The sequence below is a fragment of the Pseudomonas sp. GG8 genome (assembly GCF_052976945.1).
The window spans coordinates 3,463,262-3,479,810 of the sequence record NZ_JBRIIP010000001.1 but is presented as its reverse complement, the minus strand read 5'-3'; the positions used below and the strand labels follow the sequence as shown (position 1 = coordinate 3,479,810).

The window sequence follows — 16,549 nt, the reverse complement described above, 5'->3', positions numbered from 1 at the left end:
GCAGTGCGGCCATGGTCAGGATGCGAACGAAGGACGGGGTGGACGCTCGATCAGGAAAATCGGCGGACGAGGAACGGAATAGCGTGGCGCATCGACTCGCATAGAGAGCTTCGGCTGCGCAGCCAAACTCAATGCAGAGGTGAGTTGCGGCGTTTCGTGCTGATGGTCAGGGGTCAACGGGGAGTGATAGTGATCCGAGCAGCTCGCACACGACATCTCGGCTTGCTGTTCATGGGAGTGATGGGCGTCTTGCGCAATCTCCCAGGCTGGCTGTTTCGACGTCACTGACAAGGTATAGGTATGCCCGGCCCAGGCCACAAACATGGCGAGAACAAGCGCGATTACCACCGTCGTTGTCAGTGTTCTGCTGAACATAGCGTTCGGGTTTCAACTCGTTTTGTAGGGCATTGATGCGTTTGACCATATCCCCCTAGGGGGGATAGGATGCCAGCGTAATTCATTGAGGCCTGAGGCTCAAGTCATGAGTGAGCACGAACACGAACACAGCCATCCCCACACCCACCAAAGTCACGAGGCGATTATCAAGCGTCTCAAACGGGCGGACGGTCATTTACGCGGCATCATCACCATGATCGAAGAGGGTCGTCAGTGCGTGGACATCGCCCAGCAGCTGCATGCGGTTGAAAAAGCGGTGTGCCAAGCCAAGCGCACGCTCATCCAGGATCACATCGATCATTGCCTGGAGGACACCGTCTCGGCGCTGAACAATGGCGAGCGCGCACCTCTGGAAGCCTTCAAACAAATCACCAAGTATCTCTAGGTCTGACATGCCCAACTTCGCTGAACTGCTGCAACAAGGCGGGGCTCACGCCTGGCTGTATTTCCCGAGCGCTATTTTACTCGGTGCCTTGCATGGCCTGGAACCGGGCCATTCAAAGACCATGATGGCGGCCTTCATCGTGGCCATCCGTGGCTCGGTCAAACAGGCTGTATTGTTGGGACTGGCCGCGACGCTGTCACACACCGCTGTGGTCTGGTTAGTCGCCATCGGTGGCATGTACCTGGGCAAAGGCCTGGACGCGCAAACCACTGAGCCGTACTTCCAGCTTGCGTCCTCTGCACTGATCATCGTGATTGCGCTGTGGATGCTGTGGCGTACCTGGCGTGGCGAGCAGATGTTCAAGTTTGAGCAAGATGATGATCACCACCACGGCGAGCATGACCATGGCCATCATGATGAGACCCACCTAATCGATACTGGCCATGGCCGTGTTGAGCTATCGATCTTCGAAGAAGGCGTGCCACCGCACTGGCGCCTGATGACATTGACCGGACACACCTGGGCAGCCTCAGATGTTCGCCTGATGACCACTCGTCCGGACGGCAGCACTCAATCATTCTCTTTCGTCGAGCGCGAAGGTTTCCTGGAGTCGGTAGTAGATATCCCGGAGCCTCATGAGTTCAGCGCCCGCTTGAGTCTGGGCCACGCGGGTCACTCCCATGATTATGACTTGGAATACCAGGAGCATGATCACGGGCACGCGCATTCCGAACTGGAAGGCCTGGAATTGTCGATTGATGGCTATCAGGATGCGCACGAGCGTGCACATGCCAATGATATCCGTAAACGCTTCACCAACCGCGAGGTGACCACGGGTCAGATCATCATGTTCGGTCTGACTGGTGGTCTGATTCCGTGCCCTGCGGCCATCACCATCCTGCTGCTATGCCTTCAGGTTAAAGAAGTCGCGCTGGGTGGCATGCTCGTCCTGTGCTTCAGCATCGGCTTGGCGCTCACCTTGGTTACTGTCGGCGCTGCGGCAGCTATTGGTGCTAAACAGGCTTCCAACCGTTGGCCATGGCTGGGCACTGTGGCTCGTCGTGCGCCGTACCTATCCAGTGTCTTGATCATCGGTGTTGGACTCTACGTGGGTTTCCATGGCTGGATCGGCCTGAACGCATAAGGTGAAGTTGAGTGTTTGAACTCACCAGCTACCTTGGTCTGTTCCTGGCGGCATTCGGTGCCGCCACGCTGCTGCCGATGCAGTCTGAGGCTTTGTTGGTCGGGATGTTGTTCTCCGACCAATACGTTGCTTCTACGCTATTGGCGGTCGCGACCTTAGGCAACGTGCTTGGTTCTGCACTGAACTGGATTCTGGGTCGCTCTATTGAGCAATTTCGTCACAAGCGCTGGTTCCCGGTGAGCGAGAACCAGCTCGAAAAAGCCCAGCAGTCCTATCTGCGTTTCGGGCGCTGGTCATTGCTGCTGAGTTGGGTGCCCATCATTGGCGATCCGCTGACGGTCGTCGCAGGAGTCATGCGCGAGCCACTCTGGAGTTTCCTGCTGATCGTCACCCTGGCTAAGGGAGTTCGTTATCTCGTGCTGACCGCCGTCACGCTGGGGTGGGCATGATGGCTGCTCATGCTGCCCAGCACTCCTCGCTCAAAAGCCGAAGCAGTAGCCTGGATCTGATCAAGTGGCTGGCGATGCTCACCATGGTCATCGACCACTTGCGGTTGGTATGGCCGGAGATGGACAACCTGTTCATTCCGGGGAGGCTCTCTTTTCCGCTGTTCTGTGTCGCCATTGCGGCCAACGTGGCGCGCTCCAAATCGGGCGAGTTGCTGACGCCTGCTAATGGTCGTTACCTTGCGTTGATGCTGTTGTTCGCTGCCGTTTCAGAAGTGCCTTATCGCTACATCAGCAACTCGGGGTCACTCAATGTGCTGGTTACCTTGGCATTGGGATTGGTGATTGCCTGGGGATGGCAGCATCGCACCTTGTTGAGCGGTGCTATCGCGTTGATTGCCGCCGAAATTGCCTATGTGCTGGATGATCCATTGATGTATGGATTTTACGGGGCACTTGTTCCTGCGGCGGTCTTACTAGCGATCAAGAGCCCCGGTGTTCTTTGGTTGCTACCAGCGATTCTATGCCTGATGAGCAACACCCGCAGCAGCATCGTGACCAGGGCGATGGACTTGGAAGTCTATTCACTGCTGGCCTTGAGCGCTGCGTTCGCGGATCCCCTGATCGGACTCTGGCTTCTGCGCCAGACGTTCACCATCAAGGTCTGGCCTGTGCGGCAATGGGGCTACTGGTTTTATCCGGGCCACCTTGCCGCTCTGCAAGCTCTACGTTTCCTGGTTTGAGGGCTGGCCAATCAGCCCTGGTAAACGTCAGGAGTTTACGATCTCCGATTTGGCCACCGGCGATGCTGGTCGTCGATCACGTATGGATGTTCGTGATCCGCACCCTCCTGGCCGTCGATGTGCGTGTGATTGACCGGCAGATTCGCATGGGTGTGTTTGATCGACTCTTGGTCATGAGCTGGACGCCAGATCACGATGCTGACCACCAGTGCACTACCTGCCACGACAGCGAGCCCAATAAACGAAGCAGTGAGGCTGACGTTGGCACCCAGCCATCCCGCCAAGGGGTAGGTAATCAACCAGCAGGCATGGGATAGAGCAAATTGGGCGGCAAACAACGCTGGGCGATCTTCGGCATGTGCCGAGCGACGCAACAGTCGACCGCTCGGAGTCTGGGCCAGGGAATAGCCCACGCCGAGTACCATCCACAGAGGCAACAGGAAGTTGTAGGTGGTCAGGTTGATGCCAACGGCCAAGCCTGCGACCAATATTCCTCCGCCAAACAGCATGGCCGTTCGGTCTTTGATGTTTTTCAACAGGCGAGGCAAGACCAAGGCAGCGATCATAGAACCGCCGCCAAACGCGGCCAGCGCCAATGCCGTAGAACTCTGCGGCAGAGCGAAGCGCGACTGCACCAGTACCACTGTATTGACGATAACCATGGCACTGGCGGCAGCTACCGTCAGATTGAGAGCCAGAAGCCCCCGCAGACGGGGTGTAGCCAGGAATATGCGCATTCCTCGGGTGGTTCGCTCATAGATGCTACGTCGCGGAGTCGGCTTCGCTTTTGGCAACAACACCGTGGAGACCAGAGCCGCTGAGGCGAGGAAACCGATGACCGTACCAGCAAACAGGTTATGGAAGCTGATCACCGTCAGCAGTGCAGCGGCGAGCATCGGGCTCGCGACGCTTTCGAGATCGTAGGCCAGACGCGAAAGAGACAAGGCACGGGTGTAGTCGTCTTCATTCGGCAATATGTCCGGAATGGTCGCTTGGAACGTCGGAGTGAATGCTGCCGAGGCCGACTGAAGGACGAAAATCAGCACATAGATCTGCCAGACCTCCGTCACGAACGGCAGAGCAAGCGCGACCAAGGCTCGCACTAAATCCAGCGAGACCAACATTGCTCGACGGGGCAGACGCTCTGCAAAAGCCGCCGCAATCGGCGCAACGCCGATGTAGGCCGTCATTTTGATCGCTAACGCTGTCCCCAGAACGGCACCTGCTTGTGCCCCTGCAAGATCGAACGCCAGTAGGCCCAGCGCGACAGTGGCAAGGCCAGTCCCTACGAGTGCAATCACCTGAGCCAAGAAGAGGTGACGGTAGGTTCGGTTAGCTAGGATTTTCAGCATGTGAAGCCTCAGACGGCCAAGCGCATTGGCCAACGGTCTTTTTGACAAGTACGTTTCACGATGTCGGTTTTAAGGACGACGCTCATCGTTGTCGTTTGAGTTGCTGGGCTTTTACCGAATACCTCAGAGTCTGAGGGCTCGGGACACAAGGGAAGCAACTCATATCCCCCTGGGGGGGATATAATTGATCGTAAACTATTAGTTTGAGCCGCTCAAGGAACAGGTGGCCTGCATCGTTCAAGATTCGAAAGGAGAGCCTTGGAGGTGGTTATGGCGCCGCCAGAGGATATGCGCCAGTCACCACACTTTTGAAAGGACTCAACGAGTGCTGGTCAGGATTGAAGAAGCAGGATTGGATGCGCTACCGGGGCTCCATAATCCGTAGCACCGGGTGTCCGTCGATATCCTTGAGCGGAAAATACGAGCGGTGCGTCGCGGCATCGACAGCAACGACGTGCGCATGCGGGCCTACACTGCCATTGCCGACTTCCGTGACGACTGTCCCCTTGACGTGGAACATCGACACAATGCCGGCCTCTCCGGCCACATAAAGTGTGTCCAGCACTGGATCGAACGCAAGCACATCAGGGACTCCCCCCGTATCGAACTCCTGGATAACCCGCATGGTGTGCATGTCTAGTACGAGGAGCTTGTCGTTTCTTTCGCACGCGATAAAGGCAAGCTGGTCACGCGGATTGATCAATAAGCCATGGTTGCCACGCGCGCCGGGCAAATCAATGCGCGCCACGATTTGGTCGGTCGCGGGGTCGATCTCGATAAGTTGCCGACGAGTCTGGATATTGACGAAGATGTGTCGTGATATCGGGTCATATTGTGTGTTGCCGACTTCACCTCCCAGTGGAATTGTCGCAACACGAGTGTTCGTGCGCACGTCGATCACCGTTTCGGTCTCGCCGCTTTCGTTCGATACGTAAAGCTTGTGAACGTCGGGCGCATAGGCCATGCCGTCTGGATAGATGCCACCCGGTATGCGACTGACAATTGCCAGGTTCGCTTCGTCAATCGCAACGATTTCATTGGTGCCCGTCGCCGAAGCGTAGACACGCGATAACTCAGGAATAACGAGCACACCGTGTACCGACGAGACGTTCGCAACGCGCCCAACAACGCGGGACTCACGCATGTCAAAGGCGATAACCTCGCCGTCACCAAGATGTACGATGAACAACAGGTTGCGGTCTGGATCGTAGCTCTCGTAGTCGAGCCGAGTGGCGCCACCGGGCAATGGAATGTCAGTGACGTGCTTCAGTGGTAGGGCGCTAGTTGGCGGCTTGTCGGCTGCCTGACAGTAGCGAAGGCTTGCGAAGTCCATAACGGCTAGCGCAGTCAGCAGGGCGACGAAGACTGGCAGAGCGAAGCGTCGATTACGCCATAGTTTCATGAGGCCTTCTTCTGCTCGGGCAGGGCGGGTTCAATCGGCCTGCCTTTGTCCCAGTGACGTAAGATTAGAACGTGTAGTGTTTCACTGATCATGAGCCCAGCAATGGGTTGAGCTTCAGGGTGAACAGGCCTCTTCACATCTGCGGAGGCCAGTTATGCGACTCGCCCTGACACTCCTTGCACCAGGCATACAGCGCGTCCTACGTGTTTGGCCATGATCGAGATGGTCTCATCCCAAGAACGTAACCGACCGAGCAATACGCTTTTCTGATCCCAACGCTTATAGTCTGACGGTATATGAGTCGAGCCAACGGGAGGCGAAATGTAATCGCTGAGTGGATAGGCCTTAGCATGGCCAATGTCCGAGTCGTTTTTCCATTCATCGGTGGTGGCTTTGATTGCAAGATCGCCCCTCATCCCCTCATCTCCATGGCGTGCGCGGCACCCAAGGTCTTGGGTCTATCTTTGAATGCGGCGACGACATCATCATTGATGTAACCTGTGCATTCACTCTTCGATCATGGGGCGACGGCATCCTCCACCATGATCGTCAGCATCTCATGTGCCTCCTGCGTGGCACCGGCGCTTGCTGCCAGTTGCTGCCAGTTGCTGCCAGTTGCTGGAGTTTGCACGTCTGTAGGATCGACCCAACAAGTGATCGCATTCTATGGTGTATTGTTTTTTGATACATGGGCTTCATTGCGTTCTTGATTCCACCTCGGGTGGATATCTTGAGTTTTTGGCGCTGCTCTAAGTACATCAACGCCTCATTTTTGCACCAGTGAGACATTTGGCTTAAATCAGTTAGTCAGCCAGATGTAATTGAACGTTATCCTGACAACGTCACGCTGCATCATATCCAACGCCATGCGGGATATTTTCCTAGTCCGCACAGTCGCAATGGATTTTCGCGCAGTGCAATCTGAAACTGTGCGTAGCTTATCCGCAAACTGGCCCCAGCCCCTTTGCCTGGGCGCGCATTGGTGCGCTATTAGCCCTTGGGCAAAGGTTGCGCCGAGCATACCTTCGTTTTCGATTAGTCCTATCTAAAGGGGAGCGTGACCATACCGCGTAGTCATCACCAATCATGAGCGCCTTACGTGGAACATGCATATGCAAAATACGATATCGGGCTTACACAAAACGCTGCCAAACGCCAAACGCCAACTCGACGATTTCGCACTGCTCCACAAGCTGTTTAGCCATACATTTCTTCAGGGCTGCGGGCCTTGGCTGCGAAGGACACCAGCACTACCAATACGCCGGCCAGTACTAACGATGAACCAACGGTGCCAAAATCTAGACCACCTTTTTCGTGGGGCTTGGTCAGGAAGTCGCCGAGTGTCGCGCCGAACGGTCGGGTCAGGACAAAGGCCAACCAGAAGAGCAGCACGGTGGAAATCCGCGTGTAGAACTTGGCCAGCACCACTGCGGCAATCGCCGACCCTATCAGCAGTGCGCCACCAGCAAAGCCCAGGCCGGAGTCATCCGCCAGGTAATCGCCAAACGCTGTGCCCAGCGTGTTGGAAATCAGAATGGCCGCCCAATAGAACAGCTCGCCTTTAGTGGTGTGGATGTTGTTCACCGACAGACTTTTTTCGCTAAAGCGCCAGGCGGTAAAAATCGCGATCAACAGGCTGATCAGAATCAGCGAGCCGGACGCATAACCTAGGCCCAGGGTGCGATCCATAAAGTCCGACATGGTGGTGCCTGCGGTACTGGTGGAGAGAATAACGATCCAGTACAACACAGGATTATAACTTTTCGAAAACAGCTGCAAGCCAAGTGTAATCAGGAAGGCGCTTATTAGGATCAGTGAGCTGATCGCATACCCCACATTCAGAGTCATCGACAGTAAATCGCCGGCGGTCTCGCCGAGGGTGGTGGCGCAGATTTTCATCACCCAGAACGCCATGGTTATTTCCGGCAGCTTGTTCAGACTGATAGGGGTGCTCATAGGGGGGGCTCCTGAAATCGGATTAGAACTATGAAGTACAACGTCTTAAAAACTCGCCGTTCGTCCTGGATTCACATGCATCCACTGTGGACAACAGGTCTATGTTATGAGGGCAACGATCAAGCTACAGCGCGATGTATAGGCGGGCACACCTTACGCTGTAAAAGGTAAAAATTCCGTCAAAGCCAAATCAGAATTAAATTCATTAAGTGACTCGCCCCTGACGTAAGAGGCAGGCCTGAGTGTCTATTTTTGCTGAAGAGATCCCCAGCGAATATTTAGGCCGGGGGAGTGGGGTGTTAATGGACTTTTATGGGTAAATTGATTGTAGATTTTGACTCTTCGATGATCGTTCGCGTAACCACCCATCGCTGAAACTGTCCCGCTTTGAATATGATCCAGGTAACGGAATAATTTTCGTGGTGGAATGAAGCTGATCTTATAGTTCAGCGCTACCATTCTGTCTTGCAACTCATAACCGGGATTACGCTCGTCCATTTGAAAGTGCAATCCGTGCTGTTTAATCAGACGCACATTCCACAGGGTGCAGAAGCTTTTCAAGTGAGTTTCTCTGAACTGTTTCGGCGCCCTTGCTTTGAAGCCCATGGCTAAAAAGCTCCGCCGGGTGTAGTGCTTGAAAAACCGTGAAAACAGACGCCAGGCCGATCGCGTAATACCTCGATTCAACTGCTCCAGACATCCTACAGCTGCTATTTTGTATGGGCCAGCGCACTGGTCGAGCATTACGGTGAAAATAGTTGGATCGTAAATAAAAGTATCGGTGTGCAACAGAAACAAATACTCGGTTTTAACGTGATCCAAAGCAAGATCCAACGCTCGGCCATGAGCTACGTTTCCTGCTTCAGGGGTGTCTATTTTACGTTCAATCAGGTTGATCCAATTCAGTGTGCGCAGGTATTCGCTGCTCGCATCACCCGAATTGTTATCCACCACAAAAATAGGAACGCCAGTCTCCTTCAATCCATCGCGCAGCAGCTCCAGACAAGCCTTGGTCAGTTCAAGTGATTTATAATTAACCAGCACAATACTGTAGTTTGCTTTAGTCGGAAGTGAGCATGTCATAAGTACTTTGACCTCGATTACTTACTGCTTTTGTGGCCGAAAAATGGTATTTCAATGTCGATAGCCCGGGCCGGATGGAATACTCCTCGGCCCAATGCATCTATCGTCGTTACCACGTCGAGTTCTGCCGTCACATGGCAAGCAAACCCTCAACTCACCTCTGGTTCCAGACGTTGCCCCACTGCATCCCATGACGCTTCAAGCACATGGCGACCCAGTTGAATAAATGGGCGGCTCATTGTCAGTTCAAGCGCTCAACATCGTGGCTAACCGCTTTCTGTACAATCACTACGGCCTCTTTATGTTCGGCTTGCTGGTAGTGCTTCATCGAGACCTCGCGTGCGGCATCCATCCGTGCCACGACCCGGTCTCCACCACCTTCAGCCAACGCAGCTACAGAGGCACTCATCAGGCTAACGATCAAAAGAGCTTTAAGGGTTTTCATTAGGAAATCTCCACTGTTCAGGTAATGCCAGCTCGAAGGTGGCTGGCATAAGCTTCAGGCTTGTGCTCATCCTAGAGCCGGCACCCTTACAGGCTGTTCCCCTGTTCATAAATTTTTTGACAGGATTTTTTTTCGATTTTAATAAGCTGGAAATGCTCCAGACTACGTTGATAGTCAACATCTCCCGCATTCCTGCAAACGAACAGGTACCGCATCCCCTATGGCGATATATGACCGATATCCATTCGGATATGGGCTTGCCATGAGCATCAAGATCAGGGTTGCCTGAAACTGGCTTACCGGTAAGAAATCGAAAGGGTTATTGGGATATTTCCCACGAGAACAAAAAATTCCCAGCTCTCGAGTGAGCTGATCGAGTTGTTGGGTGTTTCCGTCAGCAGCATGGCTGAAGGCGGTGGTGACTAGGTAATGGCCCGCATGGGCGCGGCGCGAGCAATACTCAGTCCGAGTATGCCCATGCCGTGGTCAGCAGCCAGAAAACCGCCGCAGGCAACGCCGCGCGCTCAAACTGACAGCGCTTTACCCACCAGGTCGATCTGGCACCCTGGTTGCGCGTCCTGCACCTGTAACGTCATGTCATGCAGGCGGGCAACCGCAGACACCATGCTTAAGCCTAGTCCGTTGCCCGCCATGTGGCGGCTGGACTCTGAGCGGTACAGTCGGCGGAACACGGCTTCGCGTTCAGCCTGAGGAATGCCAGGCCCATTGTCTTTGACTCGGATCCCGCTATGGGTTGCGTCAGCAACCACGGTGACCTGAACGCGGCCTCCATCGGGTGAGAACTTGATGGCGTTGTCGAGCAGGTTACAGGCGGCATCGAACAGCAGCTGAGGATCCCCTGACAGGTTAGCCGGTTTTTTGCTGGGAACCAGTTCCAGAGTCATGCCGCGCTCTTCGGCTAGCGGCTCGAACAACTCCGTGGCATCTGCCGCGATCCGGTTCAGGTCGACCATAGCGAAGTTGCTGCGTCGGGCGCTGCTTTCGATTTCGGAGATGCGCAGCAGCGCTCGAAATGTCTGCAAAAGCCCCATGGCCTCTTCAATGGCTGAGTCGATGGCCGCCGCATATTCGTCCTTGCTCAGGCTGCGTCGCTGGGCACGTTCAAGTCCGGCGATCAGGCGGGTAAGTGGGGTACGCAGATCGTGGGCGATGTCGTCACAGACACCCTTGACTTCACTCATCAGCCGTTCGAGTTCATCGAGCATGCCGTTGACGACGCTAGCGATACGGTCAATGTCATCTCGGTTACCGCGAGTCGGCAAACGCTTGCTGAGATCACCCTCTATGATCCGTTCTATCGAACGACTAAGGGCGTCCAGCCGGCGTCTGGCGGAATAGCCAAGGGCGATCGCTCCTAGCAGGCCGACCACCACCAGCAGCGCGCCCCCAGAGATCAACGCATTAATCAACAGCTCATCGAATTCATGAATATCGTAGATGTCTTGAGCCACCAGCAGTTTTTGCCCGTTTTCCAATTGGTGAACCATGAAACGAATGGGACGACTGTGTTCGTTCTGCTTATGCCATACGAACTGATAGGCTCTGTCGTAACGGTTGAAATCGGGCAACGCCTGGATCGCACCCGCTATCAGCTGGTCATCGGCGCTAAATAAGGCGTGTGGGGTACGACTCTCTATGTCCTGTTCGGCATGCTGAAGGATTTCCTGTTGTCGCAATGCAGGCGCTTGTCGGCTGCGGATGTCGATCTGGTGGAATAGCGCTGCGTCGACTTCTGACTTCAAATAGCCGGTAGTTTGCCAATATATGTAGCCAAACAGGGCAAGGAACGAACAGCCGAACAGCGCCAGAAACATCAGTGCGGTACGAAAGCTGATGGTGCGCGGTATTTCACGCAGGTGAACGGAGAACATAGCCGGCTCCGCGAATGGTATGGATCATCTGTTCTTCGCCTTCGGCATCGATCTTGCGGCGCAAGCGCCCTATATGTACCTCAATTACGTTGGTGCGTTCGTCGTAGCTGTAATTCCAGACCGCTTCGAACATCATCGTGCGAGTCACCACTTGGCCTGCATGCTGAACCAGGTATTCAAGCAGGGCGTACTCCCGGGGAAGGAGGTCGATCTGCCTATCACCTCGGCGCACGATGCGACGTAATAGGTCAAGATCAAGATTGGCGACCCGTAGACGACTTTCCCGCTCTTGGCCCGGTTGCGCGATTCGCCGTCGGCTCAGGGCATCCAGACGCGCGGTCAACTCGATGAACTCGAATGGCTTGGTCAGGTAATCATCACCGCCAGCACGTAAGCCGCGAACCCGCTCGTCGAGTGCGCTCAGCGCACTGAGAATCAGCACCGGCGTTGCGACACCTGATGCGCGCAAGGCGGTGAGCATGCCTAGTCCATCGAGGGCACCGGGAAGCATACGATCCAGGACGATAATGTCGAACGTGTCGCCAATGGCTTTTAACAGGCCGTCGCGACCGTTGTTGGAGCAGGTCACGTCAAAGCCATGATCCTGCAAGGCGGCTTCGATTTCGCGGGCAGTGGTGGGGTCATCCTCGACGACTAGAACATGGGTCATGAGCGTTGCACAGGCCTCGGTTGGGCGAACAGATGGGGCGTGGCGCTGGCCCTCGACCCTTTCAGTGGCATCATAGTGTGCCAAACCGAAGTAAACGCACAGGTCGCGTGAACATGAAAGAAAGTTTAGGTTCGCTATCGGAGGGCTGCGTGTGCGCATCCTGGTAATTGAAGACGATGCTCGCGCATCGGCTTATCTGTTACGCGGTTTGAGTGAAAGCGGTCATATCGTCGATGTCGCCGAAGAGGGCCGACAAGGCTTGGCGATGGCGCTCGAGGATTTGTATGACGTGCTTGTCGTCGATCGCAAGTTGCCGGGAATGGATGGCCTGGCGCTTGTGCGTGAATTACGCCGCCGGCAGTTGAACACCCCGATACTGATGCTAAGCGCGCTGGCCTCGACCTCTCAACGGGTCGAAGGTCTGCAGGCCGGATGCGATGACTATCTTGCCAAACCCTACGCCTTTATTGAAGTGCTGGCCCGACTGGACGCCTTGCTGCGGACACGGGATCAAGTTCCTGGCCCTTCACGAACACTCCGTGCTGGGGAGCTTCATCTCGATTGTGCTACACGTCAGGCAACTCGCCAGGGGCGTACCATCGCACTAGCCTATCGGGAAACCTTGATATTGGAAAAGCTGATGCGCCACAGCGGTGAGATCGTGACCCGCAGCATGCTCCTGGAGAGCGCCTGGGATTACGAGTTTGACCCTAACGACAATGTGATCGATAAGCATATTTATCGCTTGCGCCGCAAACTCGACGAAGGTTTTTCCGGTTCGTTGATACAGACCGTGCCAAGCGCAGGGTATCGTCTGGAGGTCGACGCTAAATCTCCTCGTGAGGCCGAGTCTGAGGGCTAGAGCGGCCTTGGTTAAACTAAACCCTGAGGGAGCGCTATCCAGCGAAACGTCGTACAGGTTCAGTGCGCGGCATGTTGGCTAGGGTGAAAGGCGGACGCATTGGTGTAGTCATTGAGCAGCATGACAAGTCGCTGCTGACCCCGAAAGTGAAGGTGTTTTTTTCGGCTCAATCCGGAATGCCAATTGAGCAAACCATAGTGGATCTGGCGAAGCGGGTAGGGGAGGACAGAATTATCAGTCGCGAGAAAGTTGAAGATTGGGGTTTCAAAGGCATCGACGAACTGTGGTCAGGCCTGGAAGCCAGCAAGACCTCATATTTCGACCCCAAGTAGTATTACTCAGGCAGGGATCGATTAAAGGATAACGTTGTGAACGTGAGTCTCCACAGCTCGGCCGCGATCCAATGCGGTCATCTGGCTATATCGTTGCGCCTTTGCACGACTACCGCACGTAGCCATTGCGCACCAACGCCGTCGATGACTTTTCGATGTATCGATGAAAAGCCATGTACACCCCTCACACTTTTTGAGTTTCACAACCAAATCTCTGCTCAGCAGCTCGTTCAGGCTTAACGCTAGCCGCTGTGGGATGGTCGTTAAGCCGTTTGAAACGGCTACCCAATGGGCAATGCCTATGTCGTTGCGTTTTAGCGAGGCGCTGGAGATGGCATCTTGAATCGATACCTCAATAATTCTCCAGTCTTCGGGCGATGGTTCATTTTTTTGAGAGACTGCTGAAAAAACTTGGTAAACGGTCTCCCTCCATTGCACTAGATCGATTAAGGCTTGCTTCGCTTGGAACGGTGCGTTCGCGACAATTAAAGAGATCGCTTGGGCCTCGGCCGAGTCAATTATCGCTGCGGCTAAACTCCACTCCACTACTGAGGAGTAGCTAGTCAGGCGATTGTGATTCCCCGTTCTCCCGGAAAAATCCACGGTATTGAGAAAATCGAGAAGACGATCACCCGCAACAAACGCTGTTTTAGACCACTTGTAAGAAAACATATGTCATCTCATTGTTGTGGAGCTGATTGCTGTCCCTGGACGCGAGCTAGTGTTCACAAGATTTCTACGCAATGGCGTCAACACTCCGTTCAGCCTCGCTGGTTTTCTGCGAACACTACAAGCAGGCGGGGCCTCGAAGCGTGTCACGGCTCCAGACGGATCGCAACGATTGCCCCCAGGGGCATTGCGTCAATCTCCGCTCGTGTCTATAAAGCTGCACTTAACTCCCCTCAAGAAAGGCGTCGTAATGAGTACAGGACTGACTGAGCAAGAAATGCGAAACGCTTTGGGGCTTGAGATCAAAGTCGAGGCCGCGCCAGAGGAGCCAGAGCAAACTCCGGTCTCGACGCCTGTGGAACCACAGAGGCCTAAAAAACGAGCTTCCACTGGGCTTCGCGTTACTCTTCGGGTGACACGTGAGTTTGAAGGCGAAGAAAGTCTCTTCGTTCACGATGCAAATACGTTGAGTCGTTTCGACGCCGAGCAGCTAGCCCGAAAAGCAGCGACCAAAGAGAAGTATAGATTTTTCGAGTTGGTCTCCATTGGTGCTATCGAATAAATACCCAGCAAAGGCATTTGGTTGATTTTGCCAAGAGGCCGTTAGGCAGTTTGCGCATTCTGAAATAGGTGGATACGGCGCCCTTATCGCATAAATGACCTTTTCCTGCGTAACCGTCCGCCCAACACACCTTCCCGACCTCAACACTTAGGGCAATGATGCCAAATCAATCCAAAGCGGACACCTGAAATGCCCATACCGGCACAGTCGCATTAGTTTTGGCTAAGGTCAGTTATCCCACCATGCGTCTCGAAGCGTGTTTGCCTGCGATAAAAGGCGTGAATAGCCCACACCACCCCTACGAATAGCAACCCTGTCCCAAGCGCTTCCATAGGAGAGGGCCAGCGTTGGTTGATGAGCAGGCCCATCGTAGTTGCATAAATGGTTTCGCTGGCGATCAATTGCCCGCTTAGAGCCAGAGGTAGACGCCGAGTTGCGATTGACCATGCCCAGGCACCTGCAAGGGTGGCCCCTAACCCCTGAATTAACCCACAGACTATTAGCGCCTGAGTACCTGCTAACCCGCTCGGATGGCTAGCGAAGTGGGACAGTTTCAAGTACAGCCCAACTGGGATGAAGGCCAGCATTTCGACGCTGCACATGAATATCAGCATGGCTGACCACAACATGGGAGATATGCTTGGGCGTTGAGCCAAAGCACTTTCATTTAACAATCCAAAACCAGTCCAAAATCCAATTGCCATTAACGATGCGAGCAGCCCAAGCAGTATCGAACCGGGCGGAAGCACCACCGTTGCGCTGCTAAAATCAAACACGCTCAGGTTGACCAAACTTATGCCCAATGCCGCCACCAACAGTGGCCCGGCAATGGCGCGCCAGGGCACGCTGGAGCTTCGCATGTTGCCGGCAATCGCGAGCACGATCGGTACTGACCCCATCATCACCGGAGGGATCACCGGCCCAGCTGCCAAGACCGCAGTGGTAATCAGAAAGAAGTAACCGATGTATCCCAAGAAGCCCAGCAGTGCGGCGCAGGCCCAGTCGCTCAGTCGCAATTGCCGCACTTCGCTACGGTAAACAAACAGCACTAGCAGGCTACCTAAACCGGCAAAGGCATAGCTCACCACAGCCAGATCAAAAAGGCTGTAATCGCCGACCAGCCCCGGAAATATGTAGAGCAGCGACCAGGAAAAAGTGGCGGCAATGGCCGCTAATAAGCCTAGGGTCATACGCTCTGCTCCTGCTGGCCCTGCTTCCGGATCCAGCAATGAGCTACGTGCCGGGCAGTGTCGAATACCCGCACGTCCTGGCCCATGGCGCCGCTGACAAAACTGCCCTCCAGCAAGATAAACAGCCCCTCAGCAACTACGTCAGGGTCGCTTATACCGGCGCTCATGGCCAATGCAGTAAGATTTTCGCGTATCCCTTGCTTATGCCTGCTCACTGCCAAATGCACAGGGTGGCTAAACTGGGGGAATTCAGCCGCACTGTTGACGAACAGGCACCCGCGCCCGCTATCTTGCAAAAGAAAGCGTTGATACAAATCGAAAAACGCGAGCATGCCACTGACCGGGTCAGGATGCCCTGCCAAGGTGCGCGCTACCTCTTCACGCCAGCGTCGGTCACGCTCCTCAAGGCAAGCCACTATCAGCGCATCCTTGGAGGGGAAATGGCTGTAGAGCGTCATCTTGGTAACACCCGCCATCGCGGCGATGGCCATCACACCAGTAATGTATATACCTTGTGACAGAAACAGCTTCAGCGCTGAGTCAATCAAGCGCTCACGGGTATTGTCCAATTTAAGGCACTCCGGCATCGTGACGGACTTGACTATACTGACCGGTAAGATTCAGGTGCATCCAAATACGACCTGAATCATGGCCGTTACGACACAGACCGCAGCATGCCAACGCAGCAGTAAATCGTAGGATTTGGCCAATCAGAAAACTCGCTACGCTAGCTAAGCGCTCCTGCACCCGCGTGGTTAAACGGACGCCCATTTATGCGGCAGCCGCTCGGTAATTTTACTCGCCCGCTGCGTCGGCAGGCGCGTGAGAACATTCTTCAGGTAGGCATATGGATCATGTCCATTAAGTCGCGCCGACGGGATCAAACTCATGATCGCAGCCGCCCGTTTTCTGATGCGTAGCGATCCGGCAAACAACAAATTCGAACGCCCAAAGGCCCACGGCCGGATCTGGTTGTCGGGTAGTCAGACGCGGTCACCCGCATCCAACCCCCTAAGAACC

At 54.7% G+C, this 16,549-nt stretch carries 18 protein-coding genes and 1 pseudogene; 7 read left to right on the top strand and 12 right to left on the bottom strand.

Annotation, left to right across the window (positions count from 1 at the left end; translation table 11 throughout):
* Positions 1-15: 15 nt before the first annotated feature.
* The gene (locus tag ACVBEG_RS16855; protein ID WP_447108112.1) at positions 16-324 is read right to left on the bottom strand and encodes a hypothetical protein; all 309 of its coding nucleotides are present in this window, start codon (positions 322-324) and stop codon (positions 16-18) included.
* A 157-nt stretch (positions 325-481) separates the two neighbouring features.
* Between ACVBEG_RS16855 and ACVBEG_RS16850 the strand changes: the two genes are divergently transcribed.
* From ACVBEG_RS16850 to ACVBEG_RS16835, 4 genes are read left to right on the top strand one after another with little or no spacing between them, the layout of a single operon-like run.
* Positions 482-781 (top strand): metal-sensing transcriptional repressor, encoded by a 300-nt coding sequence (locus ACVBEG_RS16850; protein WP_069557030.1) that lies wholly within the window; start codon positions 482-484, stop codon positions 779-781.
* 7 nt (positions 782-788) lie between these two features.
* Positions 789-1,925, top strand: a complete 1,137-nt coding sequence (locus tag ACVBEG_RS16845; protein ID WP_447108111.1) for a nickel/cobalt efflux protein RcnA — start codon at positions 789-791, stop codon at positions 1,923-1,925.
* A gap of 11 nt (positions 1,926-1,936) precedes the next feature.
* A complete protein-coding gene (locus tag ACVBEG_RS16840) occupies positions 1,937-2,374 on the top strand; it encodes a YqaA family protein (protein WP_447108110.1) in 438 nt (145 codons plus the stop codon).
* Positions 2,371-3,114, top strand: coding sequence for a TraX family protein (locus ACVBEG_RS16835; protein ID WP_447108109.1), 744 nt, complete (start codon positions 2,371-2,373; stop codon positions 3,112-3,114). Before ACVBEG_RS16840 ends, ACVBEG_RS16835 begins: the two co-directional genes overlap by 4 nt.
* 35 nt (positions 3,115-3,149) lie before the next feature.
* On the opposite strand, the gene ACVBEG_RS16830 is transcribed toward ACVBEG_RS16835, so the two are convergent.
* The 7 genes from ACVBEG_RS16830 to ACVBEG_RS16800 all read right to left on the bottom strand — a co-directional run bounded on the left by ACVBEG_RS16830 (position 3,150) and on the right by ACVBEG_RS16800 (position 11,914).
* A complete protein-coding gene (locus tag ACVBEG_RS16830) occupies positions 3,150-4,466 on the bottom strand; it encodes an MFS transporter (protein WP_447108108.1) in 1,317 nt (438 codons plus the stop codon).
* 361 nt (positions 4,467-4,827) lie between these two features.
* Positions 4,828-5,868 carry a hypothetical protein gene (locus tag ACVBEG_RS16825; protein ID WP_447108107.1) on the bottom strand — a complete coding sequence of 347 codons (1,041 nt, stop codon included), beginning with the start codon at positions 5,866-5,868 and terminating at the stop codon, positions 4,828-4,830.
* A gap of 1,197 nt (positions 5,869-7,065) precedes the next feature.
* On the bottom strand, positions 7,066-7,806 hold the full coding sequence (locus ACVBEG_RS16820) for a COG4705 family protein (RefSeq protein ID WP_447108473.1): 741 nt from the start codon (positions 7,804-7,806) through the stop codon (positions 7,066-7,068).
* Between the two features lie 264 nt (positions 7,807-8,070).
* The gene (locus ACVBEG_RS16815; protein ID WP_447108106.1) at positions 8,071-8,907 is read right to left on the bottom strand and encodes a glycosyltransferase family 2 protein; all 837 of its coding nucleotides are present in this window, start codon (positions 8,905-8,907) and stop codon (positions 8,071-8,073) included.
* A 241-nt stretch (positions 8,908-9,148) separates the two neighbouring features.
* A complete protein-coding gene (locus ACVBEG_RS16810) occupies positions 9,149-9,352 on the bottom strand; it encodes a co-regulatory protein PtrA N-terminal domain-containing protein (protein ID WP_447108105.1) in 204 nt (67 codons plus the stop codon).
* 524 nt (positions 9,353-9,876) lie between these two features.
* Positions 9,877-11,244 carry a sensor histidine kinase gene (locus tag ACVBEG_RS16805; protein WP_447108104.1) on the bottom strand — a complete coding sequence of 456 codons (1,368 nt, stop codon included), beginning with the start codon at positions 11,242-11,244 and terminating at the stop codon, positions 9,877-9,879.
* Positions 11,222-11,914, bottom strand: a complete 693-nt coding sequence (locus tag ACVBEG_RS16800) for a winged helix-turn-helix domain-containing protein (protein ID WP_447108103.1) — start codon at positions 11,912-11,914, stop codon at positions 11,222-11,224. The genes ACVBEG_RS16805 and ACVBEG_RS16800 overlap by 23 nt, the downstream gene beginning before the upstream one ends.
* Before the next feature lie 151 nt (positions 11,915-12,065).
* Here ACVBEG_RS16800 and ACVBEG_RS16795 point away from each other — a divergent pair, with 151 nt between their 5' ends.
* The gene (locus ACVBEG_RS16795; protein WP_322216336.1) at positions 12,066-12,776 is read left to right on the top strand and encodes a response regulator transcription factor; all 711 of its coding nucleotides are present in this window, start codon (positions 12,066-12,068) and stop codon (positions 12,774-12,776) included.
* 83 nt (positions 12,777-12,859) lie between these two features.
* Complete coding sequence (locus tag ACVBEG_RS16790) at positions 12,860-13,108, top strand: hypothetical protein (protein ID WP_447108102.1); 249 nt, start codon at positions 12,860-12,862, stop codon at positions 13,106-13,108.
* Between the two features lie 21 nt (positions 13,109-13,129).
* Here ACVBEG_RS16790 and ACVBEG_RS16785 read toward each other — a convergent pair whose 3' ends face one another.
* Complete coding sequence (locus ACVBEG_RS16785; RefSeq protein WP_447108101.1) at positions 13,130-13,780, bottom strand: CGNR zinc finger domain-containing protein; 651 nt, start codon at positions 13,778-13,780, stop codon at positions 13,130-13,132.
* 247 nt (positions 13,781-14,027) lie between these two features.
* Between ACVBEG_RS16785 and ACVBEG_RS16780 the strand changes: the two genes are divergently transcribed.
* Positions 14,028-14,339, top strand: a complete 312-nt coding sequence (locus tag ACVBEG_RS16780) for a hypothetical protein (protein WP_447108100.1) — start codon at positions 14,028-14,030, stop codon at positions 14,337-14,339.
* 212 nt (positions 14,340-14,551) lie between these two features.
* On the opposite strand, the gene ACVBEG_RS16775 is transcribed toward ACVBEG_RS16780, so the two are convergent.
* The 3 genes and pseudogenes from ACVBEG_RS16775 to ACVBEG_RS16765 form a co-directional block, all read right to left on the bottom strand.
* Positions 14,552-15,529, bottom strand: a complete 978-nt coding sequence (locus tag ACVBEG_RS16775) for a DMT family transporter (RefSeq protein ID WP_447108099.1) — start codon at positions 15,527-15,529, stop codon at positions 14,552-14,554.
* Entirely contained in the window at positions 15,526-16,098 is a 573-nt protein-coding gene (locus ACVBEG_RS16770) for a TetR/AcrR family transcriptional regulator (protein WP_322178512.1), read from the bottom strand. Before ACVBEG_RS16770 ends, ACVBEG_RS16775 begins: the two co-directional genes overlap by 4 nt.
* Positions 16,099-16,284: 186 nt before the next feature.
* Positions 16,285-16,506, bottom strand: a pseudogene (locus ACVBEG_RS16765) (transposase domain-containing protein); the annotation flags it as partial.
* Between the last annotated feature and the right edge of the window lie 43 nt (positions 16,507-16,549).